The sequence below is a fragment of the Microvirga lenta genome (assembly GCF_020532555.1).
GTDB lineage: Bacteria > Pseudomonadota > Alphaproteobacteria > Rhizobiales > Beijerinckiaceae > Microvirga > Microvirga lenta.
Genome location: NZ_JAJBBR010000008.1, coordinates 38,771 through 65,153 on the forward strand (window position 1 = coordinate 38,771; position 26,383 = coordinate 65,153).

A 26,383-nucleotide genomic window follows, 5' to 3' on the forward strand; every position below is an offset into this window, starting at 1 on the left:
AGTCATCGAGACAGAACTCAAAGTCTAAAGGCCCTCATCCTCTTCGATACGAAATATCGAAATATCGCCTGATCCCTTTTTGCCTCAGGCGTACTTTAGGACCATCCATGCACGCAATCTATCGGGATGAGGATCAAGCACACATCGAAAATTCGAATATTATATCGGTTGCAGCAAGATCTTTCGAAGTATGTGGGAATATTATTCAACCACTGTCATCGCAGTGCTGCACCCGCCCAACCAAACGGTGCACCACCTAAGAACATGCCTGCGGCTCTTGCCCACATGTGCGCGGTCGCATATCCCACCTGACTTCCGCCAATCGATGTTATATGCCGTAACGGTATTCACCATCACGGATGGGTTCCATGACTTTGACCATGACTTGGGTCGAGGCACTCGGCTGGCTCGGTGCGGCTTTGGCCATCACCGGCAGCGCGATGAAGACGATCATTCCTCTGCGCTGCCTCGGCATCGCGACGAACGTGGTCTCGCTGACCTATTCATCGTTCATGGGCCTTTACCCGAGCATGACGGTCAACCTGATCCTGCTCCCGCTCAACAGCCTGCGCCTCTACCAGATGCTGCGGCTGATCAGGAAGGTGAAGCAGGCCTCGAAGAGCGACCTGTCCATGGAATGGCTCAAGCCCTTCATGACCCGCCGGCCGGTGAAGGCCGGCGAGATCCTCTTCGCCAAGGGGGACAGCGCCTCCTGCATGTTCTACACCCTCTCGGGCCGCTACCGGCTGAAGGAGCTGGGCATCGAGCTGCCTCAGGGCCACGTGGTCGGAGAGATGGGCTTCATGTCGCCAGACAACAGGCGCACGCAGACGCTCGAATGCCTGGAGAGCGGCGAAGTGCTGAGCATCAGCTACGACGAGGTGCGCCAGCTCTACTTCCAGAACCCGGAATTCGGCTTCTATTTCCTGCGTCTGGCCAGCGAGCGGCTCTTCAACAACATGGAGAAGATGGAGGCCGAGATCGCCCGTCTCAGAGCCGCCTCCGAAGAGGTCGTCCCCGTCAAGGAAAAGCTGTCGGCGTAACGCCTGCGCGACGGACGTCTGCCCCGCCAGGAAGTTCCGTTCGAAAACCCGTGCGCCCGGTCGGGCTCTCCGGTCCATGGACCGTGGTCGCGACGGGCCGCGGGCGAAGGCGATGCAGGTTGCCACCGGCCTGTCGCGTCGCGCTCCATCTTAGAGAGCTTCCAATCTGGAGCCAGTTTAGAAACCCTCTAAATCATTGATGTTACAGAGTTTTTTATTGACCGGATTCGAGGCACGTGTTTTTTGCAGTTTATACGGAGGCTGGCAGAGGCCGCTTCCTGACGTGTGACTTAGGGATTTCCACGATGAAGATGAAAATCGCCCGCACCCTGCTGCTCGGCGCCACGGCCGCCGGTCTCCTGGCAGGGTCGTCCCTGGCCGCCATCGCCCAGGAACTGAACCTCTATACGTCCCGCGAGCCCGGCCTGATCAAGCCGATCCTCGACGAGTTCACGAAGGAGACCGGGATCAAGGTCAACACCGTGTTCGTGAACAACGGTCTCGAGGAGCGCATCCGCACGGAGGGCGAAAACAGCCCCGCCGACGTGATTCTCACCGTCGATATCGGCCGCCTGCAGGCCGCCAAGGACCTCGGCGTCACCCAGCCGGTGAAGCTGACCGCCCTCGAAGAGACCATTCCGGCCGCGTACCGCGATCCGGAAGGCCACTGGTTCGGCATCGCCCTGCGCGGCCGCGTGGTCTATGCCTCGAAGGATCGCGTCAAGCAGGACCAGATCACCTATGAGGAGCTTGCCGATCCGAAGTGGAAGGGCAAGGTCTGCATTCGCTCGGGTCAGCACCTCTACAACATCAGCCTCTTTGCCGCCGTCATCGCCCACAAGGGCGAGGAGAAGGCCGAGGAATGGCTCAAGGGTCTGAAGGCGAACCTCGCCAAGAAGCCCTCCGGCGGCGACCGCGAGCAGGCCAAGGACATTCTGGCCGGCGTCTGCGACATCGCCATCGGCAACACCTACTACGTCTCGCTGATGCGCAACGGCAACAACGAAGAGCAGAAGAAGTGGGGCGAGGCGATCAAGGTGATCCTGCCCACCTTCGAAGGCGGCGGAACCCACGTGAACGTGTCGGGCCTCGCGCTCGCCAAGAATGCGCCCAACAAGGCCAATGCCGAGAAGTTCATGGAGTACATGGTCTCGGACGAAGCCCAGCGCCTTCATGCGGAGGCCAACTCCGAATACCCGGTGAAGGCCGGCATCAAGATCCACCCGACCATCGAGTCGTTCGGACAGCTGAAGCCCGACAACGTGTCGATTGCCGAGATCGCAAAGCTCCGCAAGAAGGCCAGCGAACTCGTCGACAAAGTCGGCTTCGACCAGTAAGCCTGGACGGTCTTTCGACCGTACCGAACCTGAACAGGGGGCGCTGCCGTCATCGGCAGCGCCATTTCCATTGAGCGCCACCGCCACCGCAACGACCGCGCCCTCTCCTGCCCGCCGACGCCTGGCGCGGCAACTTCCCGGATGGCTGAAAGCCGCCGTGGCCGCGACGGGTCTGCTGGTGCTGATGCCTCTCGTCGCCCTGATCGGCATTGCCGCCGAGGGCGACGCGGAGATCTGGCCTCACCTCATCGCCAATGTTCTGCCCTCGAGCCTCAGGGACACCCTGGCTCTCCTGACCGGCGTCGCGCTGGTGGCCGGTTCCATGGGCATCACCACCGCGTGGCTCGTCACCGCCCACCGCTTTCCGGGGCGTGACATGCTGGTGTGGCTCCTGCCGCTCCCCCTCGCGGTGCCGACCTACATCACCGCCTACATCTACGTCGAAGTCTTCGACGCGGCCGGGCTCGTGCAGATGGCCCTGCGCGATGCCACGGGATGGTCGCGGGCCGATTACTGGTTTCCGGAAATCCGCTCCCTGTCCGGCTGCATCCTGGTGATGTCGGCGGTGCTCTACCCCTACGTCTACATTGCCGCCCGGACCATGTTTCTCACCCAGAGCGCGAGCATGATGGAGGTGGCGAGAACCCTCGGGGCCGGCCGGTTCAAGCTGTTTCGCGTCATTGCCATCCCGCTCGCGCGCCCGGCCCTCGCGGTCGGTCTGTCGCTGGCCCTGCTCGAGGCCCTGAACGACATCGGCGCGAGCGAGTATCTCGGCGTGCGAACGCTCACCGTCTCGGTCTTCACCACCTGGCTCAACCGCGGCAGCCTCGCCGGAGCGGCCCAGATCGCCTGCGTCATGCTGGCCTTCGTGATCGCGCTGATCCTGATCGAGCGGTACGGCCGCCGCGACCGGCGCTATGCCCTGTCCACCAAGCGGCCCCGCGTCGCGCAGCCCGTGCCGCTCTCCGGCGGGCGGGGCTGGCTTGCGGCCGTCCTGTGCGTCATGCCGGTGATCCTGGGCTTCTTCCTGCCGGCGACCTTCCTGCTGCGGGAGACCCTGCGCGGCGGGCTCGTCCGCCAGCTGGACACGACCTTCCTTGCGCATCTCACCACGACGATAGGCCTTTCCACCGTCGCGACCCTGGCGGCCCTCGCCCTCGCGATCCTGCTCGTCTCCGCCTCGCGCCTCACGAAGATCGCGCTTACCCGAAGCGCTCTCTTCGTGGCCGGCCTTGGCTACGCCGTTCCCGGAACGGTGCTCGCCATCGGGCTGATGACGCCCCTCATCGCGTTCGACAACATGGTCGGCACGATCTGGCGCAACCTGACGGGCCAGCGCATCGGATTGCTTCTCATGGGAGCGGCAGGTGGGATCATCCTCGCCTATGTGATCCGCTTCCTGCCCATCGCCACCGGCGCCCTCTCGGCCGGGTTCGAGCGTGTCTCACCAGGGCTCGAAGATGCGGCGCGCACGCTCGGCGCCAACCGGCGCGAGCTGATCAGGAGGGTGCAGTTGCCCCTGCTCCGGCCCGCCCTCGCGAGCGCCGCCCTGCTCGTCTTCGTGGATTGCATCAAGGAGCTGCCGGCGACGCTTCTGCTGCGTCCGCTCAATACGGAAACGCTCGCCACGCTCGTCTACGGCCATGCGGCGCGCGGCGCATTCGAGGACGGCTCCCTCGCCGCCCTCGTGATCGTTCTCGTCGGGCTCCTGCCGGTGATCCAGCTCACCCGCAGCGCCGAAAGCCGCCGGAAGGCCGCGGGCACCGCTTCTACCTGAGAAAGGACGGCCCCGAAGGGCCGCCCTGCATCAGGCCGCGTCGGACTGCTTGGAATCCAGCGCGACCTTGAAGTCGGCCTGGGTCTTCGCCTTGATCTCATCCAGCGTGACGCCGTCGGCGAGCTCGATCAGGGTCATGCCGGTGCCGCCCTTCTTGTCGATGGAGAAGACGCCGAGATCGGTGATCACCAGATCGACGACGCCCGTGCCGGTCAGGGGAAGGTTGCACTCCTTCAGGAGCTTCGGATCCTCGGACCCGTCCTTGCCCTTCGCCACGTGCTCCATGACCACGACGACGCGCTTGACGCCCGCCACCAGGTCCATGGCGCCGCCCATGCCCTTCACCATCTTGCCTGGAATCATCCAGTTGGCGAGGTCGCCGTTCTGGGCCACCTGCATGGCGCCGAGGATCGACAGGTCGATATGGCCGCCGCGGATCATTCCGAAGGAATCGGAGCTGGAGAAGTAGCTCGTGGTGGGCAGCTCGGTGATGGTCTGCTTGCCCGCATTGATGAGGTCGGCGTCCTCTTCGCCCTCGTAGGGGAACGGCCCCATGCCGAGCATGCCGTTCTCCGACTGGAGCTGCACGCGCATCCCCTTGGGGATGAAGTTGGACACCAGGGTCGGAATGCCGATGCCGAGGTTCACGTAGTAGCCGTCGCGCAGTTCCTTGGCGGCGCGGGCGGCCATCTGCTCACGGGTCCAAGCCATCAGATTTCCTCCCCTGCGCCCGCGGGAGCGGCCGCCTCGGCGCGCTTGCGGGTCGTGCGTTGTTCGATGTGCTTTACCGGGTTCGGCACGTGCACGATGCGCTTCACGAAGATGCCCGGCGTGTGGATGCAGTCCGGGTCGATCTCGCCGGCTTCCACCAGGTGCTCGACCTCGGCGATGGTGATCTTGGCGGCGGTGGCCATCATCGGGTTAAAGTTGCGGGCCGTCTTGCGGTAGACGAGGTTGCCCTCCCGGTCGCCCGTATGGGCGTGGACCACGGCGATGTCGGCGAAGAGACCGCGCTCCATCACGTATTTCTCGCCGTCGAACTCGCGCACTTCCTTGCCTTCGGCGATCAGGGTGCCGACGCCGGTCTTGGTGAAGAAGGCCGGGATGCCCGCGCCGCCCGCGCGGATGCGCTCGGCGAGCGTGCCCTGCGGGTTGAACTCGAGCTCCAGCTCCCCGGAAAGATACTGCTGGGCGAAGAGCTTGTTCTCGCCCACGTAGGAGGAGATCATCTTGCGGATCTGGCGGGTCTCGAGGAGCCGCCCGAGGCCGACGCCGTCGACGCCCGCATTGTTGGAGATGAAGGTCAGGTCCTTCGCCCCCGAATCACGGATCGCCTCGATCAGCGCCTCGGGAATGCCGCAAAGGCCGAACCCACCGGCCATGATGGTCATGCCATCCTTGATGAGCCCGGCCATGGCCGAGCCAGCATCGCTGTAAACCTTATCCATCCACCCCTCGTCTATTGGGACTGTGCCTATTTTGCACCACCGACGGCGCTCAGGACGCCACCCTGCAACCTGGCCTCAATTTAGACAATCCCTTCGTATGGATATATGGAAACCTCGATTTCCGGTGCCGTCATCCCCCGGCGGTTCCCCACCAGCGCTTCCGAAGCGAAACCATTAGGTCTAAGACGTCAATCCATGTCGCGTCGCGTCGTATTTCTCATCGCGTTGATCTCGCTTGCGGTCCTGGGAGCGGCGGCCGTTCCCTGGACGCTGACCGGGAGCAGGCTGTCGTCGACCGTGGCCGGGCACCTGCGGAAGAGCTACGGCCTCGACCTCACGGTCGAGGGACGCAGCACCTTCGCCGTGCTGCCGACGCCGCGGGTGAAATTCGAGAACATGACCCTGGCCGCGGCGGATGGATCCGCGAAGGCCGAAGGGGGAACCCTGCGGGGCGAACTGCGCCTCCTTCCGCTTCTTTTCGGGCGGCTTGAGCTGTCCGAAGTCATGATCAGCGAGACCAGGATCACCGCGTCCCATGAGGCCCTGCGAGCCCTGGATTGGGCCGGCCTGTTCAAGGAGGGGACCAAGCCGATCCCGGCCCGGCGCCTGATCGTGGCGGCATCGTCGCTTTCCTGGACCGACCTCAAGAACGCCTCCCTCGACCGGATCAACGGCGTGATCAACTGGGAAGGGGCGAGTTCCCCGCTCTATGCCGTGGGCTCGGCCTCGTGGCGTGGAGAGACCGTGACGGTCGAGCAGGCCTCCTTCACCCCCAACCTTCTTGCGGCCGAGCAGCTGAGTCCGTTCTCGCTGACCCTTTCGGCGCCCTCGGGCCGCCTTGCGGTTACCGGCGAAGCCCAGCTCGGAAGCGATCCCCGGGTCACGGGCGAGAGCCTGATCCAGGCCAAGTCCGTCCGCAACTTCACCCGCTGGAGCGGGCTGGAGTTGCCTTTCGCCTCTCTGATCGACGACCTGTCGATCCAGGGCGATGTCTCGATCAATCGCCGCCGCCTCTCCTGGCCCTCGGTCGCCGTGACCCTCGGGGGAGACAAGCTCGACGGCACCCTGTCGGTGCGTCTCGACGCGGAGCGCCCACTCATCTCGGGCACCCTGGCTGCGGAAAACCTCAATCTTTCGGATTTCGTCCGCCCCCTGGCCGAGGCCCGCGCCCGCTCGGGCGGCTGGAGCGAGGACGCCATCGACCTGACGCGCGCCACCGGCAGCGATCTCGACCTGCGCCTCTCGGCCACGAACGCGCAGTTCGGGCGGATCCTCGTCAACGACATGGCTGCGGGCGTGCTGGTGCAGCCCGGCCGCATCGAGGCATCCATCGGACGCGCCGATTTGGGTGAAGGAACCTTCAAGGGCCGTCTGTCCCTCGTCTCGGTGAACGGTCCGGCCGAACTGAAGGGACAGGCCAGCTTCGAGCGTGTCGATCTCGGGCCGTTCCTGAAGGCCATCGGCGAGCCGCGCTGGATTGCCGGACGCGCCCAGGGCCAGTTCGCGCTCGAAGGATCGGGCAAGAACCCGGCCGAGCTCATGCGGAAAGTCCAGGGACGCATGTCCGTGACGGTCAAGGAAGGCGAGCTTATCGGCATCGCCCTCGACGACGCCCTCCGCAGGGTGGAAAAGCGCCCTCTCCTCGCCTTCCTTCATTGGAAGGGCGGGCGGACGCCCTTCGACCAGGCCCAGGCCCACGTCTCGGTCAAGAACGGCATCGGCGTCATCACCGAGGGGCGCCTGACCGCTCAGGAACTGATCGCCAGCTTCCAGGGAGACATCTCCCTCGCCGACCGGGCCTTGGACGTGAAGGCGGACGTCACCCTCGCGAAGGGAGCTCCCGATTCCTTGTCCGCGATTGCCTTCGAGGTCAGCGGAAGCTGGGACAACATCCTGGTGAGGCCCGAGGTTCGTCCGCTGATCGAAAGATCCGGCGCCGCCAAGCCCCTGTTCGGCCCCAGGCGTCCACCCCTAACCAATCAGGCTCCTCTGGCGACGGCTCAGTGAATGTTGCGCTGGGAGCGCAGCAGCGAACGCTTGCTCAGCAGGGTCGCGGTCGTGACGCCGAGGGCCACGATCCCGATCAGGATCGTCGAGGCCGCGTTGACCTCCGGTGACAGGCCCAGCCGCACCTGGCTGTAGATCCGGATCGGCAGGGTCGTCGCCCCCGGTCCCGTGTTGAAGCTCGCGATGACGAGGTCGTCGAGGGACAGGGTGAAGGCCAGCAGGAATCCGGCAACGATGGACGGTGCGATCAGCGGCAGCGTCACGGAGAAGAACGTGCGCAAGGGCGGCGCGCCCAGGTCCATGGCGGCCTCTTCGAGGGACCTGTCGAAGGTCATCAGCCGCGACTGCACGACCACGGTCACGAAGCACATGGTGAGCGTGGTATGGGCGAGCGTGATCGTCCAGAAACCCCGGTCCAGGCCGATGGCGACGAAGAACAGCAGCAGCGACAGACCGGTAATCACCTCCGGCATGACCATCGGGGCATAGACCATGCCGGTGAAGAGCGTCCGGCCGGTGAAACGCCCGTAGCGGGTGAGCGCAAGCGCCGCGAGGGTGCCGAGGACGGTCGCGAGGGTCGCCGACAGGAGCGCGATCCGCAACGTGACCCAGGCGGCCTCCATGAGCGCCTGATTGCGGAAGAGCGCCACGTACCACTGGGTCGAGAAGCCGCCCCACACCGTGACGAGGCGCGAGGCGTTGAAGGAATAGACCACGAGCAGCAGGATCGGCAGATAAAGGAACGCGAAGCCGATCACGAGCGACGTGACATTGAAGAAGCTCAAGCGGCGGGTCATGCTCGAGTCTCCACACGGCGCGACTCCACATCGCGGTAGATGACGATGGGCACGACCAGGACGATCAGGAGCAGGATGGCGACGGCCGAGGCCAGCGGCCAGTCCCGGTTGGAGAAGAACTCGCTCCAGAGCTGGCGCCCGATCATGAGGGTCTCCGATCCGCCCAGCAGGTCCGGAATGACGAACTCGCCGACCGCCGGAATGAAGCAGAGAAGCGAGCCTGCGATGATGCCCGGCATGGCGAGCGGCACGGTGATGGTCCAGAACGCGCGCCAGGGCGTCGAGCCCAGATCGAGCGCCGCCTCGAGGAGCGTGTCGTCCATCTTCTCCAGCGTCGCATAGAGCGGCAGCACCATGAAGGGCAGATAGGCATAGACGATGCCGATGAAGACTGCCGCCTCCGTATTGAGAATGGTGAGCGGTTCGCCGATCACCCCGAGGCCGATAAGCGCCTGATTGAGCAGTCCTTCCGGCTTCAGGATCGCGATCCAGGCATAGATGCGGATGAGAAAGCTCGTCCAGAACGGCAGGATGATGAGGGCGACCAGGAGCGAGCGGTAGCGCACCGGCGCCCGCGCCATGGCGTAGGCGATGGGAAAGCCGACGAGGAGCAGCAGAACCGTCGATATGCCGGCGATCCGCACCGACGAGAGGGTCGCGCTGAAATAGAGGTCGTCGCTGGTCAGAAGCTCGAAGTTCTCGAGATCGAGCCCCTGGAAGAACCCGACGATGTCGCCCCACTCGAAGGTGGGCTTGTAGGGCGGCTGCGCGACCGCCGGGTCCGAGAGGCTGATCTTGAAGACGATCAGGAACGGCACGAGGAAGAACAGGCCGAGCCACAGATAGGGCACGGCCGGCACGAGGCTCTCGGCCAGCTTCTTGGAGAAGGAGGGTCTGGGCGTCATAGCTATTCCGCCAGGATCACCGCCGCATCCGGCGCGAAGGTGACATAGACCTGCTCGTCCCAGTCGATGGGATGCTCGACATAGCGCGACCTGTTGGCCCGGGTCACGCGCAGGATGGCTCCGGAGGCGAGCTTGACCCTGTAGACCGTCCAGTCGCCCAGATAGCCGATGTCCCAGACCTCGCCGGTCAGGACGTTGATGGCGTCGGGACCCGGCGGGTCGCGCCGGATCACCATCTTCTCGGGCCGCACGGCGATGGCGACGGCCTGATCGGAGTGCAGCACCTCGTCCGGATCGTCGATGGTGAGCGGAGCCTCCGCGGACGGGGTCTGGACCCGCCACAGGCCGTTCTCCTGGCCGAGCACGTTGCCCTCCAGGATGTTCACGTCGCCGACGAATTCCGCGATGAACCGGGTCTTGGGCTGCTCGTAGATCTCGCCCGGGGTGGCGACCTGGACGATGCGCCCGTGATCCATGACGGCGATCCGGTCCGCCATGGTCATGGCCTCCTCCTGGTCGTGCGTGACGACCACGAAGGTCATGCCGAGGTCGTGCTGGATGTCCATGAGCTCGAACTGGGTCTCCTCGCGCAGCTTCTTGTCGAGGGCGCCAAGGGGCTCGTCGAGAAGGAGCACCTTCGGCTTCTTGGCGAGGGCCCGGGCCAAGGCGACGCGCTGGCGCTGCCCGCCCGAGAGCTGGCTCGGATAGCGCTTGGCCAGCCGCTCGAGCTGGACCAGGCGCAGCATCTCGTCGACGCGCGCCGCGATCTCGGCCTTCGGCAGCCCGTCCTGCTTGAGGCCGAAGGCGATGTTCCGCTCGACGCTCATGTGCGGGAAAAGGGCATAGGACTGGAACATCATGTTCACGGGCCGACGATAGGGCGGCACGCCCGCGAGGTCCCTGTCCGCGAGGGTGATGCGGCCCTCGCTCGGATGCTCGAATCCGGCCAGCATCCGCATGAGGGTGGTCTTGCCGCATCCGGACGGGCCGAGGAGGCAGAAGAACTCGCCTTCGAAGATGTTCAGGGAGAGATGATCGACGGCGACGGCGTCGCCGAACCGCTTCGTCACGTTATCGAAGCGGATGAGCGGCTTGGCTTCGGGGTCCGACCAGGGCGCGAAGGAACGGCGCACGGCGCCGACGGAGGCGGATTGGCGGGGAGGAGGCAAGATGTTCGCACTTCAACCTGAATGATGAGGAAACTGCGGGGCAAACTAGGATGTTCAGGCTGGAAGAACAACAGCTTAATGCCCCCTTCCCCATCCGTGCCGATCTCCGGCCGATGGCTGCCCTCACACTTGAACCGCTGCCAAGCTTTTCTAGTTCACCCTGCACGTGAGTGGAGACGAACTTGCAGAACGACGATGGATTGAGCGGCGCCGATCTGGCGGCCGTCGAAGCGAACTCCTGGAATCACGACGCAGACAGCAGCCCGTCCGCCGCAAAGACCATGAGGGCGGCGATCCTCACGGGGCCGGGCCGCATCCGGATCGATCCCGTTGCCCGCCCCGAGCCGGGGCCGGGACAGGTCCGCATCCGCCTGGAAGGCTGCGGCGTCTGCGCCTCCAACCTGACGCCCTGGGCGGGGCCGGAATGGATGCAGTTTCCCACCGAGCCCGGCTCCCTCGGCCATGAGGGCTGGGGCGTGGTCGATGCCCTGGGCGACGGCGTCGAAGGGCTCGCGGTCGGCGACCGGGTGGCGGCCCTCTCCTACAAATCCTATGCCGAATACGACCTGGCCGAGGCGGACGCGGTGGTTCGCCTGCCCGAAGCGCTCGCCGGCAAGCCCTTCCCGGGAGAGCCGCTCGGCTGCGCCATGAACATCCTGCGCCGGAGCGACATCCAGCCGGGGCAGACCGTTGCGATCGTCGGCATCGGCTTCCTGGGCGCGATCCTGACCCGGCTCGCCACGGATGCGGGCGCGCGGGTCATCGCCATCTCGCGGCGCCCCTTCTCCCTCGACGTGGCCCGGGAGTTCGGAGCGACCGAGACGATTCCGATGGAGGATCATCACGCCATCATCGAGCAGGTGAAGGAGCTGACCGGAGGCATGTTCTGCGACCGGGTGATCGAGGCGGTCGGCAAGCAATGGCCCCTGGACCTCGCAGGCGAGCTCACCCGGGAGCGGGGCAAGCTGATCGTCGCCGGCTACCATCAGGACGGGCCGCGGCAGGTCAATATGTGGCTCTGGAACTGGCGCGGGCTCGACGTGATCAACGCCCACGAGCGGGACCCGAAGATCTATATCCAGGGCATTCGCGAGGCCGTCGACGCGGTCGCGTCCGGCCGCCTCGACCCGAGCCCCCTCTACACCCATACCTATCCCCTCGACCGGCTGGACGAGGCGCTCGACGCCACCCGCGACCGGCCGGACGGTTTCCTCAAGGCACTGGTGACCCTCTGATGACACAGGTTCTGCTCGAAAAGGCGCCGGAAGTCTCGCTCGCCCGCCCGCGCATCGGCTTCCTGGGCGTCGGATGGATCGGCCGCCACCGCATGGAGGCCATCCTGAAGACCGGCATGGTGGAGGCGGCGGCCATCGCCGATCCCTCACCCGAAATGGCGGCGGAGGCCGCCAGGATGGCGCCGGACGCGCAGCTCGTCTCGACGCTGGACGATCTGCTCGATGCCGGGGTCGACGGGGTGGTGATCGCGACCCCGAGCGCCATGCACGCGGAGCAGTCGATCCGGGCGCTGGAGCGGGGCGTGGCCGTCTTCTGCCAGAAGCCCCTCGGGCGCGATGCCGTGGAGGCGAAGGCCGTGGTCGATGCCGCGCGCCGGGCCAACCGGCTCCTCGACGTGGACCTCTCCTACCGCTTCACGGAGGGAATGCAGCGCATCCGTGAGGTTATCCGCTCGGGCGAACTCGGGCACATCTATGCGGTGGACCTCGTGTTCCACAACGCTTACGGGCCGGACAAGGCCTGGTTTTACGACCGGGCGCTCTCGGGCGGCGGCTGCGTGATGGACCTCGGCGTCCACCTCGTGGACCTTGCCCTGTGGACGCTCAACTATCCGGGTGTGAGCGACGTCTCCGGCAGGCTCTTCGCCGGCGGAGAGCCCCTGGGGAGCCGGCCCGACAAGGTGGAGGATTATGCCCTCGCGACCATCGGGCTGGAGACCGGAACGGCGGTGCAGCTCGCCTGCTCCTGGCGCCTCCAGGCCGGCTGCGATGCGATGATCTCCGCGGCCTTCTACGGCACCGAAGGCGGCGCCGCGTTGCGCAACGTCAACGGCTCGTTCTACGACTTCGTCGCGGAGCGCTATCGCGGCACGTCCCGGGAAACCCTGTCGAACCCGCCCGACGAATGGGGCGGACGCGCGGCCGCCGACTGGGCGATGCGGCTCGCCGCCGGGCAGCGCTTCGATCCCGCCGCCGAACGGCTGGTGGACGTGGCGCAGGTTCTCGACCGGATCTACGGGCGCTAAAAGAGAGCGTCTGACGCTCGGACCCGAAACGAGGAGATGCCTTTGCGACCTCTGTTTGCCCCACGGCTCGCCGCCGCTCTCCTCGCCTGTTCCTGGTGCACCCTCTCCAGTGCGCTTGCAGCAGACGCGGACCTCGACGCCAAGGTGCGGCGCATCGTCGACGAGGCGGTGAAACCTGTTATCGAGCAATACGGCATCCCCGGAATGGCCGTCGCCGTGACGGTCGATGGAACACGCCATTTCGTCGAATACGGCCTGGCCTCGAAGAGCCCGCGGGCTTCCGTCACGCGAGACACGCTGTTCGAGCTGGGATCGATCAGCAAGACCTTCACCGCGACCCTGGCGACCTACGCCGAAATCGAAGGCAGGCTGTCGCTGAACGGGAAGGTCAGCGCTTACATGCCCGAGTTGAAGGGGAGCGCGCTCGACCATGTGCGCGTGCTGGACCTCGCCACGCATACGACAGGCGGCTTCCCGCTTCAGCTGCCGGGCAACGTGAAAAATCAGGAGCAGCTCGTCGCCTATTTCCGCGCGTGGAAGCCGAGCGTCCCTCCCGGTACGTCTCGCAGCTACGCCAATCCGAGCATCGGCCTGCTCGGCATGATCACCGCAAAGGCCATGGGGGAGAGTTTCGAAACCATGGCGGAGCGTCTGTTCCGCGACCTCGGGCTCAAGCGGACCTACATCGCCGTTCCGGCCTCGGAGATGGCGTCCTACGCCTGGGGGTATAACCGGGCCGGCAAACCTACCCGCGCCTCCCGCGGCCTGCTCGCGACAGAAGCCTGGGGCGTAAAATCGAACGCCGTCGACATGATCCGCTACGTCGAGGTGAACATGGGCATCGGCACGGTGCCGGAGAAGGTCGCCCGCGCCGTCGAGGCGACGCATGCGGGATACTTCCGCTCCGGCGAGCTGATCCAGGACCTGATCTGGGAGCAATACCCCTACCCGGTCGCTCTGGAGAAGATCGTCGCCGGCAATTCGACCACGATGATCATGAACGCCACTCCGGCAGAAGCGATCAATCCGCCGATGGCGCCGCGTGGAGACGTGCTCCTCAACAAGACTGGGTCGACGAGCGGCTTCGGGGCCTATGTCGCCTACGTGCCGGAGAAGAGGATCGGCATCGTCATGCTGGCGAACAAGCCCTACCCCAACGAGGCGCGGGTGAAGGCGGCCCACCGGGTGCTTTCCCGGCTGACGGAGTAGCGCGGGCTCAGTGCCCCGCATCCGCCGGCGGCGCGGCTTTCGGCTTCTTGACGAAGGGCAGCGCGCAGATCAGCGCCAGGAACAGGATCGTCAGCAGCACGAACACGTCCGAGAACGACATCACCAGCGCCTCGCGCCGGACCATGTTCGACACGGTCTTGAGCGCCGCCTGGTTGGCATCCGATCCGAGGCTCTGGAAGCCCATGGTCATGGTGTTCAGGGTCTCGACCGCCGTCGAACGGCTCCAGTTCACGCTCTCCCGCAGGCGCTGGAGGTGAAGGTCCCATCGGTTGTTGAGGGCGGTGTTGATGAGCGCCAGGCCCACCGCCCCGCCCAGGTTGCGGGTCAGGTTGTAGAGGCCGGACGCGTTCTTGATCCGGTCCGGCGGCAGGGTGCCGAGCGCGATGTTGTTGATCGGCACCATGCAGATCATCAGGCCCACGCCACGGAACACCTGAGGCATGAAGAGCTCCCAGAAGTCCCAGTCCTTGGTCAGGCCCGTGAACTGCCAGGTGCCGAAGGCGAAGCAGCCGAAGCCGATCGCCATCATCACCCGCGGGTCGAGCTTGCGCGACAGCATGCCGGCGACCGGCGCCATCAGGAACATGCAGGCGCCCGACACGAACATGGTCTCGCCGATCTGCAGCGAGGAATAGCCGCGCACGCGCCCCAGATAGACCGGATAGAGATAGGTCAGTCCGTAGAGGCCGATGCCCATGACGAAGCTGAAGGCGGAGCCTGCCATGAAGTTCCGGTCCGTGAAGGCCCGCAGGTCGACGATGGGATGCTTCGCCGTGAAGACGCGGTAGAAGAAGGCAATCGCGGTGACGACGCAGAGCACCGTCAGGATGAGAACCGCCTCGTCCTGGAACCAGTCGTTGATCGGCCCCTCCTCCAGCACGAATTCCAGGCTGCCGAGGAAGACCGCCATGAAGCCGAGCCCGGCCCAGTCGAAGGTCTTGAACAGGCTCCAGTCCGGCTCGTCGAAATCGACCAGCAGGTAGGTCGAGATGGTCACGAAGATGCCGGGTACGATGTTGACCAGGAACAGCCAGTGCCAGGAGAACATGTCGGTGAGATAGCCGCCGATGGTCGGGCCGACGGTGGGCGCGAGCGTCGCCACCAGACCGATGATGGGCGAGATCACCGGGCGCTTCTCGGGCGGGAAGATCGTGAAGGCGGAGGCGAAGACGGTCGGGATCATGCCGCCGCCGATGAAGCCCTGCAGCGCGCGCCAGACGATCATCTCCTCGATGGAGGTGGAGGTCGCGCACATGAAGCTCATGAGGGTGAAGCCGCCCGAGGCGATCACGAACATCCAGCGCGTGGAGAGCACGCGCGACAGGGTGCCGGAGAGCGGGATCATGATCACTTCCGCGATCAGATAGCTCGTCTGCACCCATGAGATCTCGTCCGACGAAGCGGACAGGCCGGCCTGAATCTCGGCAAGCGAGGCCGAGACGATCTGGATGTCCAGGATCGCCATGAACATGCCGAAGACCATGCAGAAGAACGCGAAGGTCCGGCGCCGGTCGAGCGGCGCGGACTTCGCTGCGGGCATGGGTGCCGAGGGCTTGCCGGCAATGGCGGCGGAGGCGGCCATGGTTTCGTTCTCTTACCGTTGGGCGGTCTTGGTCGATCCGGTCTGCGTCCGGGTGTCCACGTTCACGACGACGGACAGGCCGGGGCGCAGAAGCCCCTTGCGGGCGAATTCCTGGTCGACGCTGACCCGGACGGGCACGCGTTGGACGATCTTGGTGAAGTTGCCGGTGGCATTCTCCGGCGGAAGCAGGCTGAACACGGCGCCCGAGGCCGGCGAGACGCTCTCCACGGTGCCGACGATGTCCGCATCCGGGAAGGCATCGACCTCGATCCGGACCTTCTGCCCCGCATGCAGGGAAGCGAGCTGCGTTTCCTTGAAGTTCGCATCCACGTGCACCGTGGTGAGCGGGACGACCGCCGCGAGGCGTGCGCCCGGCTGCACGAAGGTGCCGACCTCGACCGCCTTGTTGCCGATCACGCCATCCACGGGGGCGCGGATCTCGGTGAACGACAGATCGCGTTCCGCCCTGTCGACGGCCGTCTGCAGTTCGGCGGCCACGCGCCGGCCTTCAGTCTGCTGCGCCGCGAGAACGTCCACATTGGCCTTGGCCGCCGCCAGGGCGGCCTGCGCGCTCTTCACGTTGGCTTCGGCGCGGTCGCGGCCCGCCTTGGCGGTCTCGAGGGTCGCCTTGCTGGTGTAGTCGGAGCGGGAAAGCTGCAGCTGACGGGCGTAATCGGCCTCGGCACGCTCGGCCTCGGCACGGGCCGCCGCGACCTGGGCCTCGGCCTGCGCGACGGAGGCCCGGGCGGCCTCCACCTGCTTGCCGATGCGCGCGATGGCGCTTTCCTGCGTGGCCAGCTTGTCCTTGGCCGATTGCAGGGCGAGCCGGTAATCGCCGTCGTCGATCTTGGCGATCAGGTCGCCGGCCCTGACGCTCTGGTTGTTCGCGACGCTGACCGAGTCCACATAGCCCGACACCTTGGCCGAGAGGATCGTGATATCCGCCTGCACGTAGGCGTCGTCGGTCGAAACCATGAAGCGGCCGGTGTTCCACCACTCCATGCCCTCATAGCCGCCGAACGCAAGGCCGCCGGCCAGAACGGCAAGGATAACCAGCCGTTTGCCGAGCTTGCCCTTCGGCCGCTTCGCCGGAGCCGGCTCCTGAGCCGCCGCAGGCCGCGGCTCGGCCGCCGCCTCGGGGGCCCTGCTCTCGGGAGCGGGCGCGGAAACGCCCCGGCCGGCCTGATCGTATTCGTCCCGGTAAGCCATGTGGAAAACCTCTAACAGCGCGACAACCGGTACAGCCGGACGAGTCCGCTCGCTTCCTTGCCGCTTTCGCCTATGATGCCTATGTGATCTATATGATTTGACTGAACGGTTCGGTCAATGGCTTGAAGGTGATAAAACGCACATGAGCGACGTGAAAGACATCGCTGTCGCCGGAAATCCGTCTCCTCCTCCCCCGGAAGACGGCGCCGAGAACCAGAAGCGCCGCCAGATCCTGGACGGAGCCCGGCAGGTCTTCCTGGCCCAGGGCTTCGACGGCGCGAGCATGGGCGAGATCGCCAAGGTCGCGGGCGTCTCCAAGGGCACGCTCTATGTCTATTTCGACAACAAGGAGAAGCTCTTCGAGGCGCTGACCATCGAGGAGAAGAGCGGCCTCGCCGAGGTTCTCTTCAAGCTCGACGGGGAGGATCCGGACGTGCGCGCCGTCCTGACCAAGCTCGGCGAGACTTATCTGCGCTACATGGGGCGTCCCGACCATGTCTCGTCGGTCCGGATGGTGATCGGCGCGGCCGAGAAGTTTCCCCGCCTGGGCCAGGCCTTCTTCGACGCCGGGCCGCGCCAGGGCGCCGCCCGCCTCAAGGCCTACCTGGACCGTCAGGTCGAGGCCGGGCGCCTCTCCATCGAGGATACGGGCATCGCCGCCCAGCACTTCCTCGACCTGTGCAGCTCCGGCACCCTGCGCCGCCTGCTCTTCGCCGTGGGCGACATGCCGACCGAGGAGGAGATCGGGAAAAACGTGGAGAATGCGATCCGCGTCTTCTTCGCGGCCTATGGGCCGAGGGCGAGTTAAGCATCAGCTCCACCGGCGCGGCATAGCGACAGGACGGATTGTTGATCGGATCAGGGCCTTCGAATAGCGTCCCAGTCATGGGATAGAATCGGGAATGCTGTGACCGCCGACATCACTACTGTCGCTACCCGCATCGTTTATGAGAACCGGTGGATGCGAGTTCGCGAGGATGAAATCCGCCACCGGGACGGCTCCTGTGGGGTCTACGGCGTAGTCGAGAAAACCAATTTCGCCGTGATCGTGCCGGTCGAAGACAGCTCGACGTATCTCGTTGAGCAGTACCGCTATCCGGTAAAAGGGCGTTACTGGGAATTCCCGCAGGGGGCATGGGAGCAGGCTCCCGACACGGATCCCCTTGTTCTCGCCGGGGCCGAGCTGCTGGAAGAGACCGGCCTAACGGCCGATGAGATGGTTCAGGTCGGGCATCTCTTCGAGGGTTACGGGTATTCAACCCAGAGCTATGACGTCTATCTGGCCAGGGGCCTTGCTCAGCACAATGCCCGGCGCGAGCGGACCGAGCAGGACATGATCTGCCGTCGCTTCGGCCTTGATGAGGTCGAGCAAATGATCGTCGGCGGCATGATCAAGGATGCCGCGACCGTCGCGGCATTTGGCCTTTTGCGCCTTCAGAAGCTGATTTGACTCTCAGAGCCGGCCCGGTTTGAAGCTGCGAGCCAGTCGCCTCCCCAGCCTTCAAGCGTCCTCGCGCATGGCCTCTGCCACGCGGGCCTGGAGCACGTCGGGCTTGCGCAGGATCAGGGCGCCCCTGGTGCGCTCGATCAGTCCCTCATGGGACATCATCGAGAATTCCCGCGTCACCTGCTCGCGGCGGCAGCCGATGCGGGCCGCCATGATGTGGTGGAAGGGCGGCGGCGTGATGACCCGCTCCCCTCCCCGGTCGCCCCGGGGCATGGAGAGACGCAGGAGCTCGGAATAGAGCCTGTGCCGCAGGTCGAGCACCGTCTGCTCGACGAAGCGGGCGTTCAGGTCGCGGATGCGGGACGCCATGAGGCAGAAGAGCCGCTCCGCCACATGGTTGTTGGAGAACAGGATTTCCCGGAAGACCGAAGCCGGCATCACGCAGGCCTCGCCCCGGGTGAGTGCCGTCACGTTGGCGGAGCGCTTGATCCCGTCGAGCGCCGCAAGCTCGCCGAAGAGCTCTCCGGGCTTCATCTCGTCCAGGATGACCTCCTTGCCGGAAGCGGTGCGCATGAGCACCCGCACCTCGCCCGACAGGAGAAAATAGACGTCCGTCGAGAGATCGTCGAAATCGACCAGCGTCTCCTCGGGGTCGAAGCGGCGCCAGTTCGCCCGCGCCTCGAAAGGAGCAAGGTCGATGTCCAACCCCTTGAAGAGCAAGACGCTCGCGAGCCGTGCCATCGTTCGCCTCCCTTCATCCCCTAAAGGGCCTTCCGAGCCACCTTAAGGCCAAGCTTCAATTATATAGCGTAGCCACTCTCAATAAAAGGTCCCGAAGAGGCGCCACATGCTGCTGTTGCTTCGGAAAATCGGCAACCGTCTTGTCAGGAACCCCATGACGGGCCAAAAGGCGCCATGCTTCACGTATCCGACCTGACCTATCGTATTGGAGACCGGCTGATCCTCGATCGGGCCTCCTTCGCCCTGCCCCCCGGCAGCAAGGTCGGCCTTGTGGGACGCAACGGCGCAGGCAAGACCACCCTGTTCCGCATCGTCCAGGGCGAGATCCCGGCGGAGAGCGGGGATATTTCCCTTCCCCGCGGCGTGAAGATCGGCGCCGTCGCCCAGGAGGCCCCCGGCGGGCCGGAGACGCTGATCGAGGTGGTGCTGGCCGCCGACAAGGAGCGCACTGCCCTTCTGGCGGAGGCCGAGACGGCGGACGGCTTCCGCCGGGCGGAAATCGAGACCCGGCTCACCGATATCGGCGCCTATTCGGCGCCCGCCCGCGCGGCCTCGATCCTGCACGGCCTCGGCTTCGACGCCGAGGCCCAGAACCGGCCCTGCTCGTCCTTCTCGGGTGGCTGGCGCATGAGGGTGGCCCTGGCCGCCGTTCTGTTCGCCGAGCCGGACCTGCTGCTCCTCGACGAGCCGACCAACTACCTCGATCTCGAAGGCACGCTCTGGCTCTACGACTATCTGGGCCGCTACCCCCACACGGTTCTGGTCATCAGCCACGACCGCGAACTCCTCGACACCTCCGTCAACCACATCCTGCACCTCGACCGGGGCAAGCTGACCATCTATCGCGGCGGCTACACCTCCTTCGCCAAGCAGCTCGCCGAGAAGCGCGAGCTGACCGCGAAGCTCAAGATGAAGCAGGAGGCGGAGCGCAAGCACCTGCAGGCCTTCGTCGACCGCTTCAAGGCGAAGGCCTCCAAGGCGCGCCAGGCGCAGTCGAGGGTGAAGCGGCTGGCAAAGCTCGAGCCCATCGCCACCATCGTGGAAGACGACGTGCTTCCCTTCGACCTGCCGAGCCCGGAACGCCCCCTCGCCCCACCGCTGATCGCCATCGAGAGCGCCGCCGCGGGCTACGGGGACCGGACGATCCTCGACCGCCTGAACCTGACGATCCAGCCGGACGACCGCATCGCGCTCCTCGGCGCCAACGGCAACGGCAAATCGACTTTCTGCAAGCTCATCGGCGGCAGGCTGGCGCCCCTGAAGGGCGAGATCCGCCGCCCGGGCAAGATGGAGGTCGCCTACTTTGCCCAGCACCAGGTGGACGAGCTGAACCCGAACGCCACCGCCTATGACCATGTGGCGAAGCTCATGCCCGACGTTCCGGTCGCCAAGGCGCGGGCCCGCGCGGCCCGGTTCGGCTTCGGCGGGCCCAAGGCCGACACGCCGGTCTCGTCGCTTTCCGGCGGCGAGAAGGCCCGCCTTCTCATGGGTTTGGCGGCCTTCCACGGCCCCAACCTGCTCATTCTCGACGAGCCGACCAACCACCTCGACATCGACAGCCGCACGGCCCTCATGGAGGCGATCAACGACTATACGGGCGCCGTGATCCTGGTGAGCCACGACCGCTTCCTGATCGAGGCCTGCGCCGACCGGCTCTGGATCGTCGGCAACGGCACCGTCAAGCCGTTCGACGGCGACATGGACGATTACCGGCAGCTCGTGCTTTCGGGCGACCTCGAACCGCAGAAGCGCCAGGACAAGCCTCAGGCTTCCGGGGCGTCGAAGGTGGACGAGCGCCGGGCCGCCGCCGAGCGACGCGTGGCGCTGGCACCCCTGCGCAAGAAGCTGGAGGTCCTCGAAGCCCGCATGTCCAAGCTCTCGGACGTGATCGCCAAGGTCGATGCGGCGCTCGCCGACGGCAGCGCCTTCCAAAAGGACCCGGCCAAGGCGAGCGAACTGGCCAAGATGCGCGCCGAGGCGGCACAGACCCTCGCCTCCGTCGAGGAGGAGTGGCTGACCGTCAGCAGCGAAATCGAGGAAGCTTCGGCCTGAGCCCGAAGCCGGTCAGGATGCGGCCCCTTACCTCACCACCCGGTCGAGCCGGTTGTTGACGAAGAAATAGAGCTCGCGACCGCCCGGCTCGGAATAGAGCACCTGCACCTCACGCTGGCCCTTGCCGCTCTCGCCGACGAGCACATCCGTCGCGGGTTTTCCTTTCAGGAGAACCAGTTCGCATTCCGTGATCCCGGGCGCGATGACGGTGGCCGTGGTGGCGGCGGTTCCGGTGCAGCGCCCGTCCGGCCCGAGCACCGGGCCGTCGACGACGGGTCCCGAGGCGGCCATGGGAGCCGGCGCAGAGGCAACGGTGGCGACGGCCGGCGCTTCCGTCCGGCCGCTGTTGCAGGCGGCCAGCCCAAGAGTCACGAGGGCCAGCATCGATACGACCTTCACACGCATTCCGTTCAATCCCTGTTACTCGCAGCCCGCGCCTGCAGGGCCTCCTCGAAGAGGCGCCGCACGTCGTCCCGGAAGGCCTGGCGCGAGTCCTGGCGCGAATAGAACATGTGGCCGCCTTCGTAAACCTCGAGGGACAGGCGCTTCTCCGGACCGAGATCCGGGATCTGGTTCATGATGAGCTGCGATGCGTAATAGGGCGTCACCAGATCGGTGAAGCCGTGAGTGACGAGAACCCTTAGGTTTCCGTCGAGCGCCATGGCCTGCCGCAGCTCCTCCACGCTTTCGGGAGCGTCGCGTCCGCCGCCCCACCTCCATGCCTGGTTCACACCGCCGTTGAGCAGGTTGTACCGGCCTTCCGCCTTGTAGTTCAGGGTCCTGGTGAGATGATCGATCGTGGCGCTCGTCAGAGGAGCGGTCATGCCGTCGAGGACAGGATCCTCATAGCGGGACATGTAGTTCGTGGGGTTGGGATCGGCTCCCGAGACATTGGTGTCGTAAGCGCTGACCACCGTCGAGGAGCCACGGCGCAACTCCCGCTGGAGGGTCGTCACGTCGATACGGCCGGCGAGACGGCGGACCAGATCGGCATCGAGTCCCGTCAGTTCGGTCACCCGGCGGGCGACGCGCTCCACTGCCTCCTTGTCCTGCACGCCGCGGATCAGATCGACCAGATACTCTCCCGAGGCATAGCGCTCGGCCTCCGCCAGAGCCTCCCGGGTGACCGGTCCTCGGTCGCTCATGGCCGCGGCGGCGGCGGAAGGCAGCCTTGCGGCGACGGCCCAGGGATCGGTCACGTCCTGATCGATCCAGGCGAAATCCAGAACGGGCGAGACGAGCACCAAACCGCTGAAGCCGATGCCCTGATCGCTTTGCAGCTTCTGAGCCAGCAGGGGACCGCGGAACCCGCCATAGCTCTCGCCGGCGAAGAACTTGGGCGATTGGAGCCGGTTCTTCTCCTTCAGCCAACGCATGACGAAGGCGGCGAGACCGTCGATATCGCCCTGAATGGAATAGAACCGCTCCCTAACCTGGTCGCCGCCGACGATGCGGCTGTACCCCGTTCCGGGCGGGTCGATGAAGACGAGGTCCGTGAATTCGAGCCACGTCTCCGCATTCGGGACCAGGCCCGGCGAAGCCGAAGGGTTGATGGTCGGGCCGTCCAGGGGAAGGCGCCAGGGCCCTATAGCCAGGAGATGGAGATAGGCCGACGAGGCTCCTGGCCCGCCGTTCACCGCGAAGGTCACCGGCCGTGTGGCGGGATCGGCGTCCTCCCGCGTGTAGGCGGTGAAGCCGATCTCGGCCTGCGGAGCTCCTTGCGGGTCGGTCAGGGTCAGGGAACCCGCCGTTGCGATGAAGCGCAAGGTCCGGCCGGGAAGCTCGAGGGTATGCCGTGTGACCGATTCCGGCGGAAGCTGCGCCTCGGGGCGCCGCGGCTCCGGCCGCTCCGCGGCCGGCCTCGCCTCCTGGGCCTGAAGCGTGAAAGGCGCCGCCAGGGACAGGCACAGCGCGGCGAGCAGGGAAAAACGGGACATCCGGGTCATCAAGGGGATCCTCCTGGCTTCCTTGCAAATGGGAAAGCCGCACCTGCGTTCCACAAACGATTCCGCGAGGTTCAGGCCTTGCGCTGCCAGCGGCCCCGCTCGTCCTGCTGCCAATAGGTGGCGTCGTGCCCCTCCTCCTTCACCTTTCGCCATTGGTCGCGCGCCAGGGCCAGGGCCTGGACGTCGCCTCCATCGAAGAGGATCGCGATCCTCTGATAGGCGGAGATGTCCGACGGCAGGTCGGCGCCCTCGGCCAGGAAGCGGATCGAGGCGCCGTTGGGATTGCCGTCGGAGAGGGTGATCAGCACGGGCTGGTCCGCCGCATGGGCCTCGCGGTCGGTGCCGTGCGGAAGAAAGCTCTCATCCGTGAAGGTCCAGAGGTGGTCGTCGAGGGCGGCCAGACGCTCCTCCGTCGTCACCTGGACCACCGCGCGCCAGTCCCGCTCCAGGGTCTTCTGGAGCAGGGTCGGGAGAACGGCCTCGAGAGGCTGGTTCTGGAGATGGTAGAAAAGGACCTCGGCCATCGCCTCTCACGATCCGAAAGGGCGGTGAGAGGCTGCGAGCTCCGGCAGGTCCTTTCTGGCCGTCATCCTCAACCCTCGTAGTGGTCCCGCACGAGGCGGTCGAGCAGGCGGACGCCCCAGCCGGAGCTCCAGCCCTTGTTGATCTCGGTCTGGGGCGAGCCCATGGCCGTGCCGGCGATGTCGAGATGGGCCCAGGGCACGTCGTTGACGAAACGCTGGAGCAGCGCCGCCGCCGTGCTCGACCCGCCGTGCCGGCCGCCGGAATTCTTCATGTCGGCGAATTTCGACTCGATCATCTTGTCGAATTCCGGACCGAGCGGCATCCGCCAGACCCGCTCGCCGGTGGCCTGTCCGGCCGCCGTGATGCGCTGGGCGAGTTCGTCGTTGTTCGAGAAGAGCCCGGCATATTCCTGGGCCAGCGCCACGAGGATCGCGCCCGTCAGGGTCGCCAGGTCGATCATGAACTTGGGCTTGAACCGCTCCTGCACGTACCAGAGCACGTCTGCCAGGACCAGACGGCCCTCCGCATCGGTGTTGACGATCTCGATGGTCTGGCCCGACATGGTGGTGACGATGTCGCCCGGGCGCTGGGCATTGCCGTCGGGCATGTTCTCCACGAGGCCGATGACGCCGACCACGTTCGCCTTCGCCTTCCGGCTGGCCAGCGCATGCATGAGGCCGACCACGCAGGCCGCGCCGGCCATGTCGCCCTTCATGTCCTCCATGCCGCCGCCCGGCTTGATGGAAATGCCGCCGGAATCGAACACCACGCCCTTGCCGATGAAGGCGACGGGCTTGTCGGCCGCCTTGCCGCCGTTCCAGCGCATGATGGCGACGCGGCTGCCGCGGACGGAGCCCTGCCCGACGCCCAGCAGCGCGCGCATGCCGAGCTTCTGCATGGCTTTCTCGTCGAGGATCTCGACCTCGACGCCCACCTTCGTCAGGGCCTCGGCCCTGGCGGCGAACTCCTTGGGGCCGAGCACGTTCGGCGGCTCGTTGACGAGATCGCGGGCGATGAGGACGCCGGCCGCCACGCCCTCGCGCGCCTTGTAGGCCTTCTTCATGGCCGCGGGATCCGCCACGCTGAAGGTCAGGCGGGTGGTGCCGTTCGGCTTGGAATCATCCTTCTTGGTCTTGTAGCGGTCGAAGCTGTAACGCCGGAGCTGGACCCCGAGCGCCATGTCCGCCACCGCATCCGGCGTCACGTCGATCCCGGGCATGTCGAGCACGGCGGTCGCGGTCTTGCCCGAGGCCTTGCCGGCGATCAGGCCGCCGAACTGCGCCCAGTCCAGGGAGGCCCGGTCCTTCTCGCCGCCGACGCCGATCACGACTAGGCGGTCCGCCGCAATGACCGTCGGCGCAGGAATGGTCAGGCTCGATTTGGCCTTGCCCTTGAAGCCCTCGGCGGCAGCGGCCCTGGCGATGAGATCGACAGCCTTCGGCCCGATCCGCTTCGCGACCGAGGGACTCGGCTTGAGATTTTCGTCGACGAAGACGATGAGATCACCGGCTCCGACGTCCCCATGGGCCTGGAAATCGATCTTGAAGCTGTCGGCCATGAAATCCTCTTGATGGTGGCTGCTGACGCCGGCTCGGGACCGGCTGCGACTTGTTGACATACAGCATATAGGGCACGGGATCACGCAGGCATTGCCGTGAAAGCGGCGCAATCCCAAGCTGTTGAGACGGCGCCGGCCTTGCCTGCGAGCAGGTGACAATGTACCCAGGGCGTTCGCGCCCAAGAGGCGAAGGGCTTCATGACACTTCTCGAACGATACATCCTGAAGATCGCATTCACGGCCTTTACCGCGTGCCTGATCGCCCTCACGGGGGTCATCTGGATCACGCAGGCCCTGCGGGAGCTCGACCTCCTGACCGGCAAGGGCCAGACGCTCTTCATCTTCATGACCGTGACGGGGCTGTCCCTGCCCGCCCTCATCAGCGTGATCTCCCCCGTCGCCCTGTTCCTGGCGACGATCTACGCGCTCAACAAGCTCAACAGCGATTCCGAGCTGATCGTCATGAGCGCCGCCGGCATGCGGCCGCTGCGCCTCCTGAGGCCGTTCGTCACCCTGGCGGCCTTCGTGTGCCTCGTCGTGGGAATGATCACCGTCTACGTGATGCCGGCGAGCTTTCAGGAGATGCGAAACCTCGTCACGAAGATCCGGGCGGACTTCGTGGCGACCATGGCCAAGGAGGGCCAGTTCATCACCCTCGAGAACGGCATCACCTTCCATTACCGCGAGCGTTCGGGCGATGCCCTGCTGGGCATTTTCATGGAGGACCAGCGGGAGAAGGACAAGGTCATCGTCTACCTCGCCGAGCGGGGACAGACGGTCGAGAACAACGGACAGGCCTATCTCGTCCTCGAAAAGGGCAGCGTTCAGCGCAAGGAGCCGAACAGCCGCGATTCGTCCATCGTGGCCTTCGAGCGCTATGCGGTCGATCTGTCGGCCTTCAACCAGGACGGCAACGGCGAGATCGTCTATCGCCCCCGCGAGCGGAGCACCACTCAGCTCCTCTTCCCCAATAAGGACGACGCCTTCTACCAATATCAGGAAGGCCGGTTCCGGGCGGAGCTCCACGACCGCCTTTCGTCCTGGCTCTACCCGCTCGCCATGATGATCATCGCCTTCGCGGCTCTCGGCGACCCGCGCACGACGCGTCAGGGGCGCGGCCTCGCCATTGCGACGGCGGTGGTGGCCGTGGTCGCGCTTCGAATCGCCGGCTTTGCCGCTTCGAGCGCCGTCGTGCGGTCGGAAGCGGCCGTCATTGCCGTCTATGCCGTTCCCCTGTCGGCGATCGTCATCTCCCTGATGCTGATCATGCAGGGCTCGACCACCAGAGCCATCCAGGCAAGGATCCGTGCCCTGATTCCCTCCAGAACCCCCGCCATCCGGAGGGCCTGA

General features: G+C 65.8%; 23 protein-coding genes. 11 read left to right on the forward strand and 12 right to left on the reverse strand.

The window, feature by feature from the left end:
- Positions 1 to 368 precede the first annotated feature (368 nt).
- From LGR44_RS12910 to LGR44_RS12920, 3 genes are all read left to right on the forward strand, one after another.
- A complete protein-coding gene (locus LGR44_RS12910; protein WP_226741111.1) occupies positions 369 to 1,043 on the forward strand; it encodes a Crp/Fnr family transcriptional regulator in 675 nt (224 codons plus the stop codon).
- Between the two features lie 305 nt (positions 1,044 to 1,348).
- Positions 1,349 to 2,380, forward strand: a complete 1,032-nt coding sequence (locus LGR44_RS12915) for a Fe(3+) ABC transporter substrate-binding protein (protein ID WP_226741112.1) — start codon at positions 1,349 to 1,351, stop codon at positions 2,378 to 2,380.
- Positions 2,381 to 2,537: 157 nt separating this feature from the next.
- Positions 2,538 to 4,157 carry an ABC transporter permease gene (locus tag LGR44_RS12920; RefSeq protein ID WP_226741113.1) on the forward strand — a complete coding sequence of 540 codons (1,620 nt, stop codon included), beginning with the start codon at positions 2,538 to 2,540 and terminating at the stop codon, positions 4,155 to 4,157.
- Between the two features lie 30 nt (positions 4,158 to 4,187).
- On the opposite strand, the gene LGR44_RS12925 is transcribed toward LGR44_RS12920, so the two are convergent.
- Both LGR44_RS12925 and LGR44_RS12930 read right to left on the reverse strand, forming a co-directional pair.
- On the reverse strand, positions 4,188 to 4,868 hold the full coding sequence (locus LGR44_RS12925) for a 3-oxoacid CoA-transferase subunit B (protein WP_226741114.1): 681 nt from the start codon (positions 4,866 to 4,868) through the stop codon (positions 4,188 to 4,190).
- Entirely contained in the window at positions 4,868 to 5,605 is a 738-nt protein-coding gene (locus LGR44_RS12930) for a CoA transferase subunit A (protein ID WP_226741115.1), read from the reverse strand. Before LGR44_RS12930 ends, LGR44_RS12925 begins: the two co-directional genes overlap by 1 nt.
- 195 nt (positions 5,606 to 5,800) lie before the next feature.
- On the opposite strand from LGR44_RS12930, the gene LGR44_RS12935 reads away from it, so the two are divergent.
- Entirely contained in the window at positions 5,801 to 7,612 is a 1,812-nt protein-coding gene (locus LGR44_RS12935) for an AsmA family protein (RefSeq protein WP_226741116.1), read from the forward strand.
- On the opposite strand, the gene LGR44_RS12940 is transcribed toward LGR44_RS12935, so the two are convergent.
- From LGR44_RS12940 to LGR44_RS12950, 3 genes are read right to left on the reverse strand one after another with little or no spacing between them, the layout of a single operon-like run.
- Positions 7,606 to 8,409 carry an ABC transporter permease gene (locus LGR44_RS12940; RefSeq protein ID WP_226741117.1) on the reverse strand — a complete coding sequence of 268 codons (804 nt, stop codon included), beginning with the start codon at positions 8,407 to 8,409 and terminating at the stop codon, positions 7,606 to 7,608. The genes LGR44_RS12935 and LGR44_RS12940 overlap by 7 nt on opposite strands.
- Positions 8,406 to 9,314 carry an ABC transporter permease subunit gene (locus tag LGR44_RS12945; RefSeq protein ID WP_226741118.1) on the reverse strand — a complete coding sequence of 303 codons (909 nt, stop codon included), beginning with the start codon at positions 9,312 to 9,314 and terminating at the stop codon, positions 8,406 to 8,408. The genes LGR44_RS12940 and LGR44_RS12945 overlap by 4 nt, the downstream gene beginning before the upstream one ends.
- Before the next feature lie 2 nt (positions 9,315 to 9,316).
- Positions 9,317 to 10,483 (reverse strand): ABC transporter ATP-binding protein, encoded by a 1,167-nt coding sequence (locus LGR44_RS12950; protein ID WP_264196501.1) that lies wholly within the window; start codon positions 10,481 to 10,483, stop codon positions 9,317 to 9,319.
- Between the two features lie 281 nt (positions 10,484 to 10,764).
- Between LGR44_RS12950 and LGR44_RS12955 the strand changes: the two genes are divergently transcribed.
- From LGR44_RS12955 to ampC, 3 genes are read left to right on the forward strand one after another with little or no spacing between them, the layout of a single operon-like run.
- A complete protein-coding gene (locus LGR44_RS12955; protein WP_226741459.1) occupies positions 10,765 to 11,718 on the forward strand; it encodes an MDR/zinc-dependent alcohol dehydrogenase-like family protein in 954 nt (317 codons plus the stop codon).
- Positions 11,718 to 12,743: a Gfo/Idh/MocA family protein gene (locus LGR44_RS12960; protein WP_226741119.1), complete on the forward strand. Its 1,026-nt coding sequence runs from the start codon at positions 11,718 to 11,720 to the stop codon at positions 12,741 to 12,743. Before LGR44_RS12955 ends, LGR44_RS12960 begins: the two co-directional genes overlap by 1 nt.
- 36 nt (positions 12,744 to 12,779) lie before the next feature.
- Positions 12,780 to 13,952, forward strand: coding sequence for a class C beta-lactamase (gene ampC, locus LGR44_RS12965; RefSeq protein WP_404809922.1), 1,173 nt, complete (start codon positions 12,780 to 12,782; stop codon positions 13,950 to 13,952).
- Between the two features lie 7 nt (positions 13,953 to 13,959).
- On the opposite strand, the gene LGR44_RS12970 is transcribed toward ampC, so the two are convergent.
- Together LGR44_RS12970 and LGR44_RS12975 are read right to left on the reverse strand one after the other, a co-directional pair.
- Positions 13,960 to 15,555: a DHA2 family efflux MFS transporter permease subunit gene (locus LGR44_RS12970; protein WP_226741120.1), complete on the reverse strand. Its 1,596-nt coding sequence runs from the start codon at positions 15,553 to 15,555 to the stop codon at positions 13,960 to 13,962.
- A 12-nt stretch (positions 15,556 to 15,567) separates the two neighbouring features.
- A complete protein-coding gene (locus LGR44_RS12975; protein WP_226741121.1) occupies positions 15,568 to 16,764 on the reverse strand; it encodes an HlyD family secretion protein in 1,197 nt (398 codons plus the stop codon).
- 142 nt (positions 16,765 to 16,906) lie between these two features.
- Here LGR44_RS12975 and LGR44_RS12980 point away from each other — a divergent pair, with 142 nt between their 5' ends.
- Together LGR44_RS12980 and LGR44_RS12985 are read left to right on the forward strand one after the other, a co-directional pair.
- Positions 16,907 to 17,572 (forward strand): TetR/AcrR family transcriptional regulator, encoded by a 666-nt coding sequence (locus LGR44_RS12980; RefSeq protein ID WP_226741122.1) that lies wholly within the window; start codon positions 16,907 to 16,909, stop codon positions 17,570 to 17,572.
- 99 nt (positions 17,573 to 17,671) lie between these two features.
- Positions 17,672 to 18,214 (forward strand): NUDIX hydrolase, encoded by a 543-nt coding sequence (locus LGR44_RS12985; RefSeq protein WP_319004843.1) that lies wholly within the window; start codon positions 17,672 to 17,674, stop codon positions 18,212 to 18,214.
- 51 nt (positions 18,215 to 18,265) lie between these two features.
- Here LGR44_RS12985 and LGR44_RS12990 read toward each other — a convergent pair whose 3' ends face one another.
- A complete protein-coding gene (locus LGR44_RS12990) occupies positions 18,266 to 18,952 on the reverse strand; it encodes a Crp/Fnr family transcriptional regulator (RefSeq protein ID WP_226741123.1) in 687 nt (228 codons plus the stop codon).
- 174 nt (positions 18,953 to 19,126) lie between these two features.
- On the opposite strand from LGR44_RS12990, the gene LGR44_RS12995 reads away from it, so the two are divergent.
- Positions 19,127 to 21,004 (forward strand): ABC-F family ATP-binding cassette domain-containing protein, encoded by a 1,878-nt coding sequence (locus LGR44_RS12995; protein ID WP_226741124.1) that lies wholly within the window; start codon positions 19,127 to 19,129, stop codon positions 21,002 to 21,004.
- Positions 21,005 to 21,031: 27 nt separating this feature from the next.
- On the opposite strand, the gene LGR44_RS13000 is transcribed toward LGR44_RS12995, so the two are convergent.
- From LGR44_RS13000 to LGR44_RS13015, 4 genes are all read right to left on the reverse strand, one after another.
- Entirely contained in the window at positions 21,032 to 21,409 is a 378-nt protein-coding gene (locus LGR44_RS13000; protein ID WP_226741125.1) for a hypothetical protein, read from the reverse strand.
- A gap of 5 nt (positions 21,410 to 21,414) precedes the next feature.
- On the reverse strand, positions 21,415 to 22,950 hold the full coding sequence (locus tag LGR44_RS13005; protein ID WP_226741126.1) for a S10 family peptidase: 1,536 nt from the start codon (positions 22,948 to 22,950) through the stop codon (positions 21,415 to 21,417).
- A gap of 71 nt (positions 22,951 to 23,021) precedes the next feature.
- Entirely contained in the window at positions 23,022 to 23,474 is a 453-nt protein-coding gene (locus LGR44_RS13010) for a DNA polymerase III subunit chi (protein WP_226741127.1), read from the reverse strand.
- A gap of 68 nt (positions 23,475 to 23,542) precedes the next feature.
- Complete coding sequence (locus LGR44_RS13015; RefSeq protein WP_226741128.1) at positions 23,543 to 25,033, reverse strand: leucyl aminopeptidase; 1,491 nt, start codon at positions 25,031 to 25,033, stop codon at positions 23,543 to 23,545.
- Between the two features lie 198 nt (positions 25,034 to 25,231).
- Between LGR44_RS13015 and lptF the strand changes: the two genes are divergently transcribed.
- The gene (gene lptF / locus LGR44_RS13020; protein WP_226741129.1) at positions 25,232 to 26,383 is read left to right on the forward strand and encodes an LPS export ABC transporter permease LptF; all 1,152 of its coding nucleotides are present in this window, start codon (positions 25,232 to 25,234) and stop codon (positions 26,381 to 26,383) included.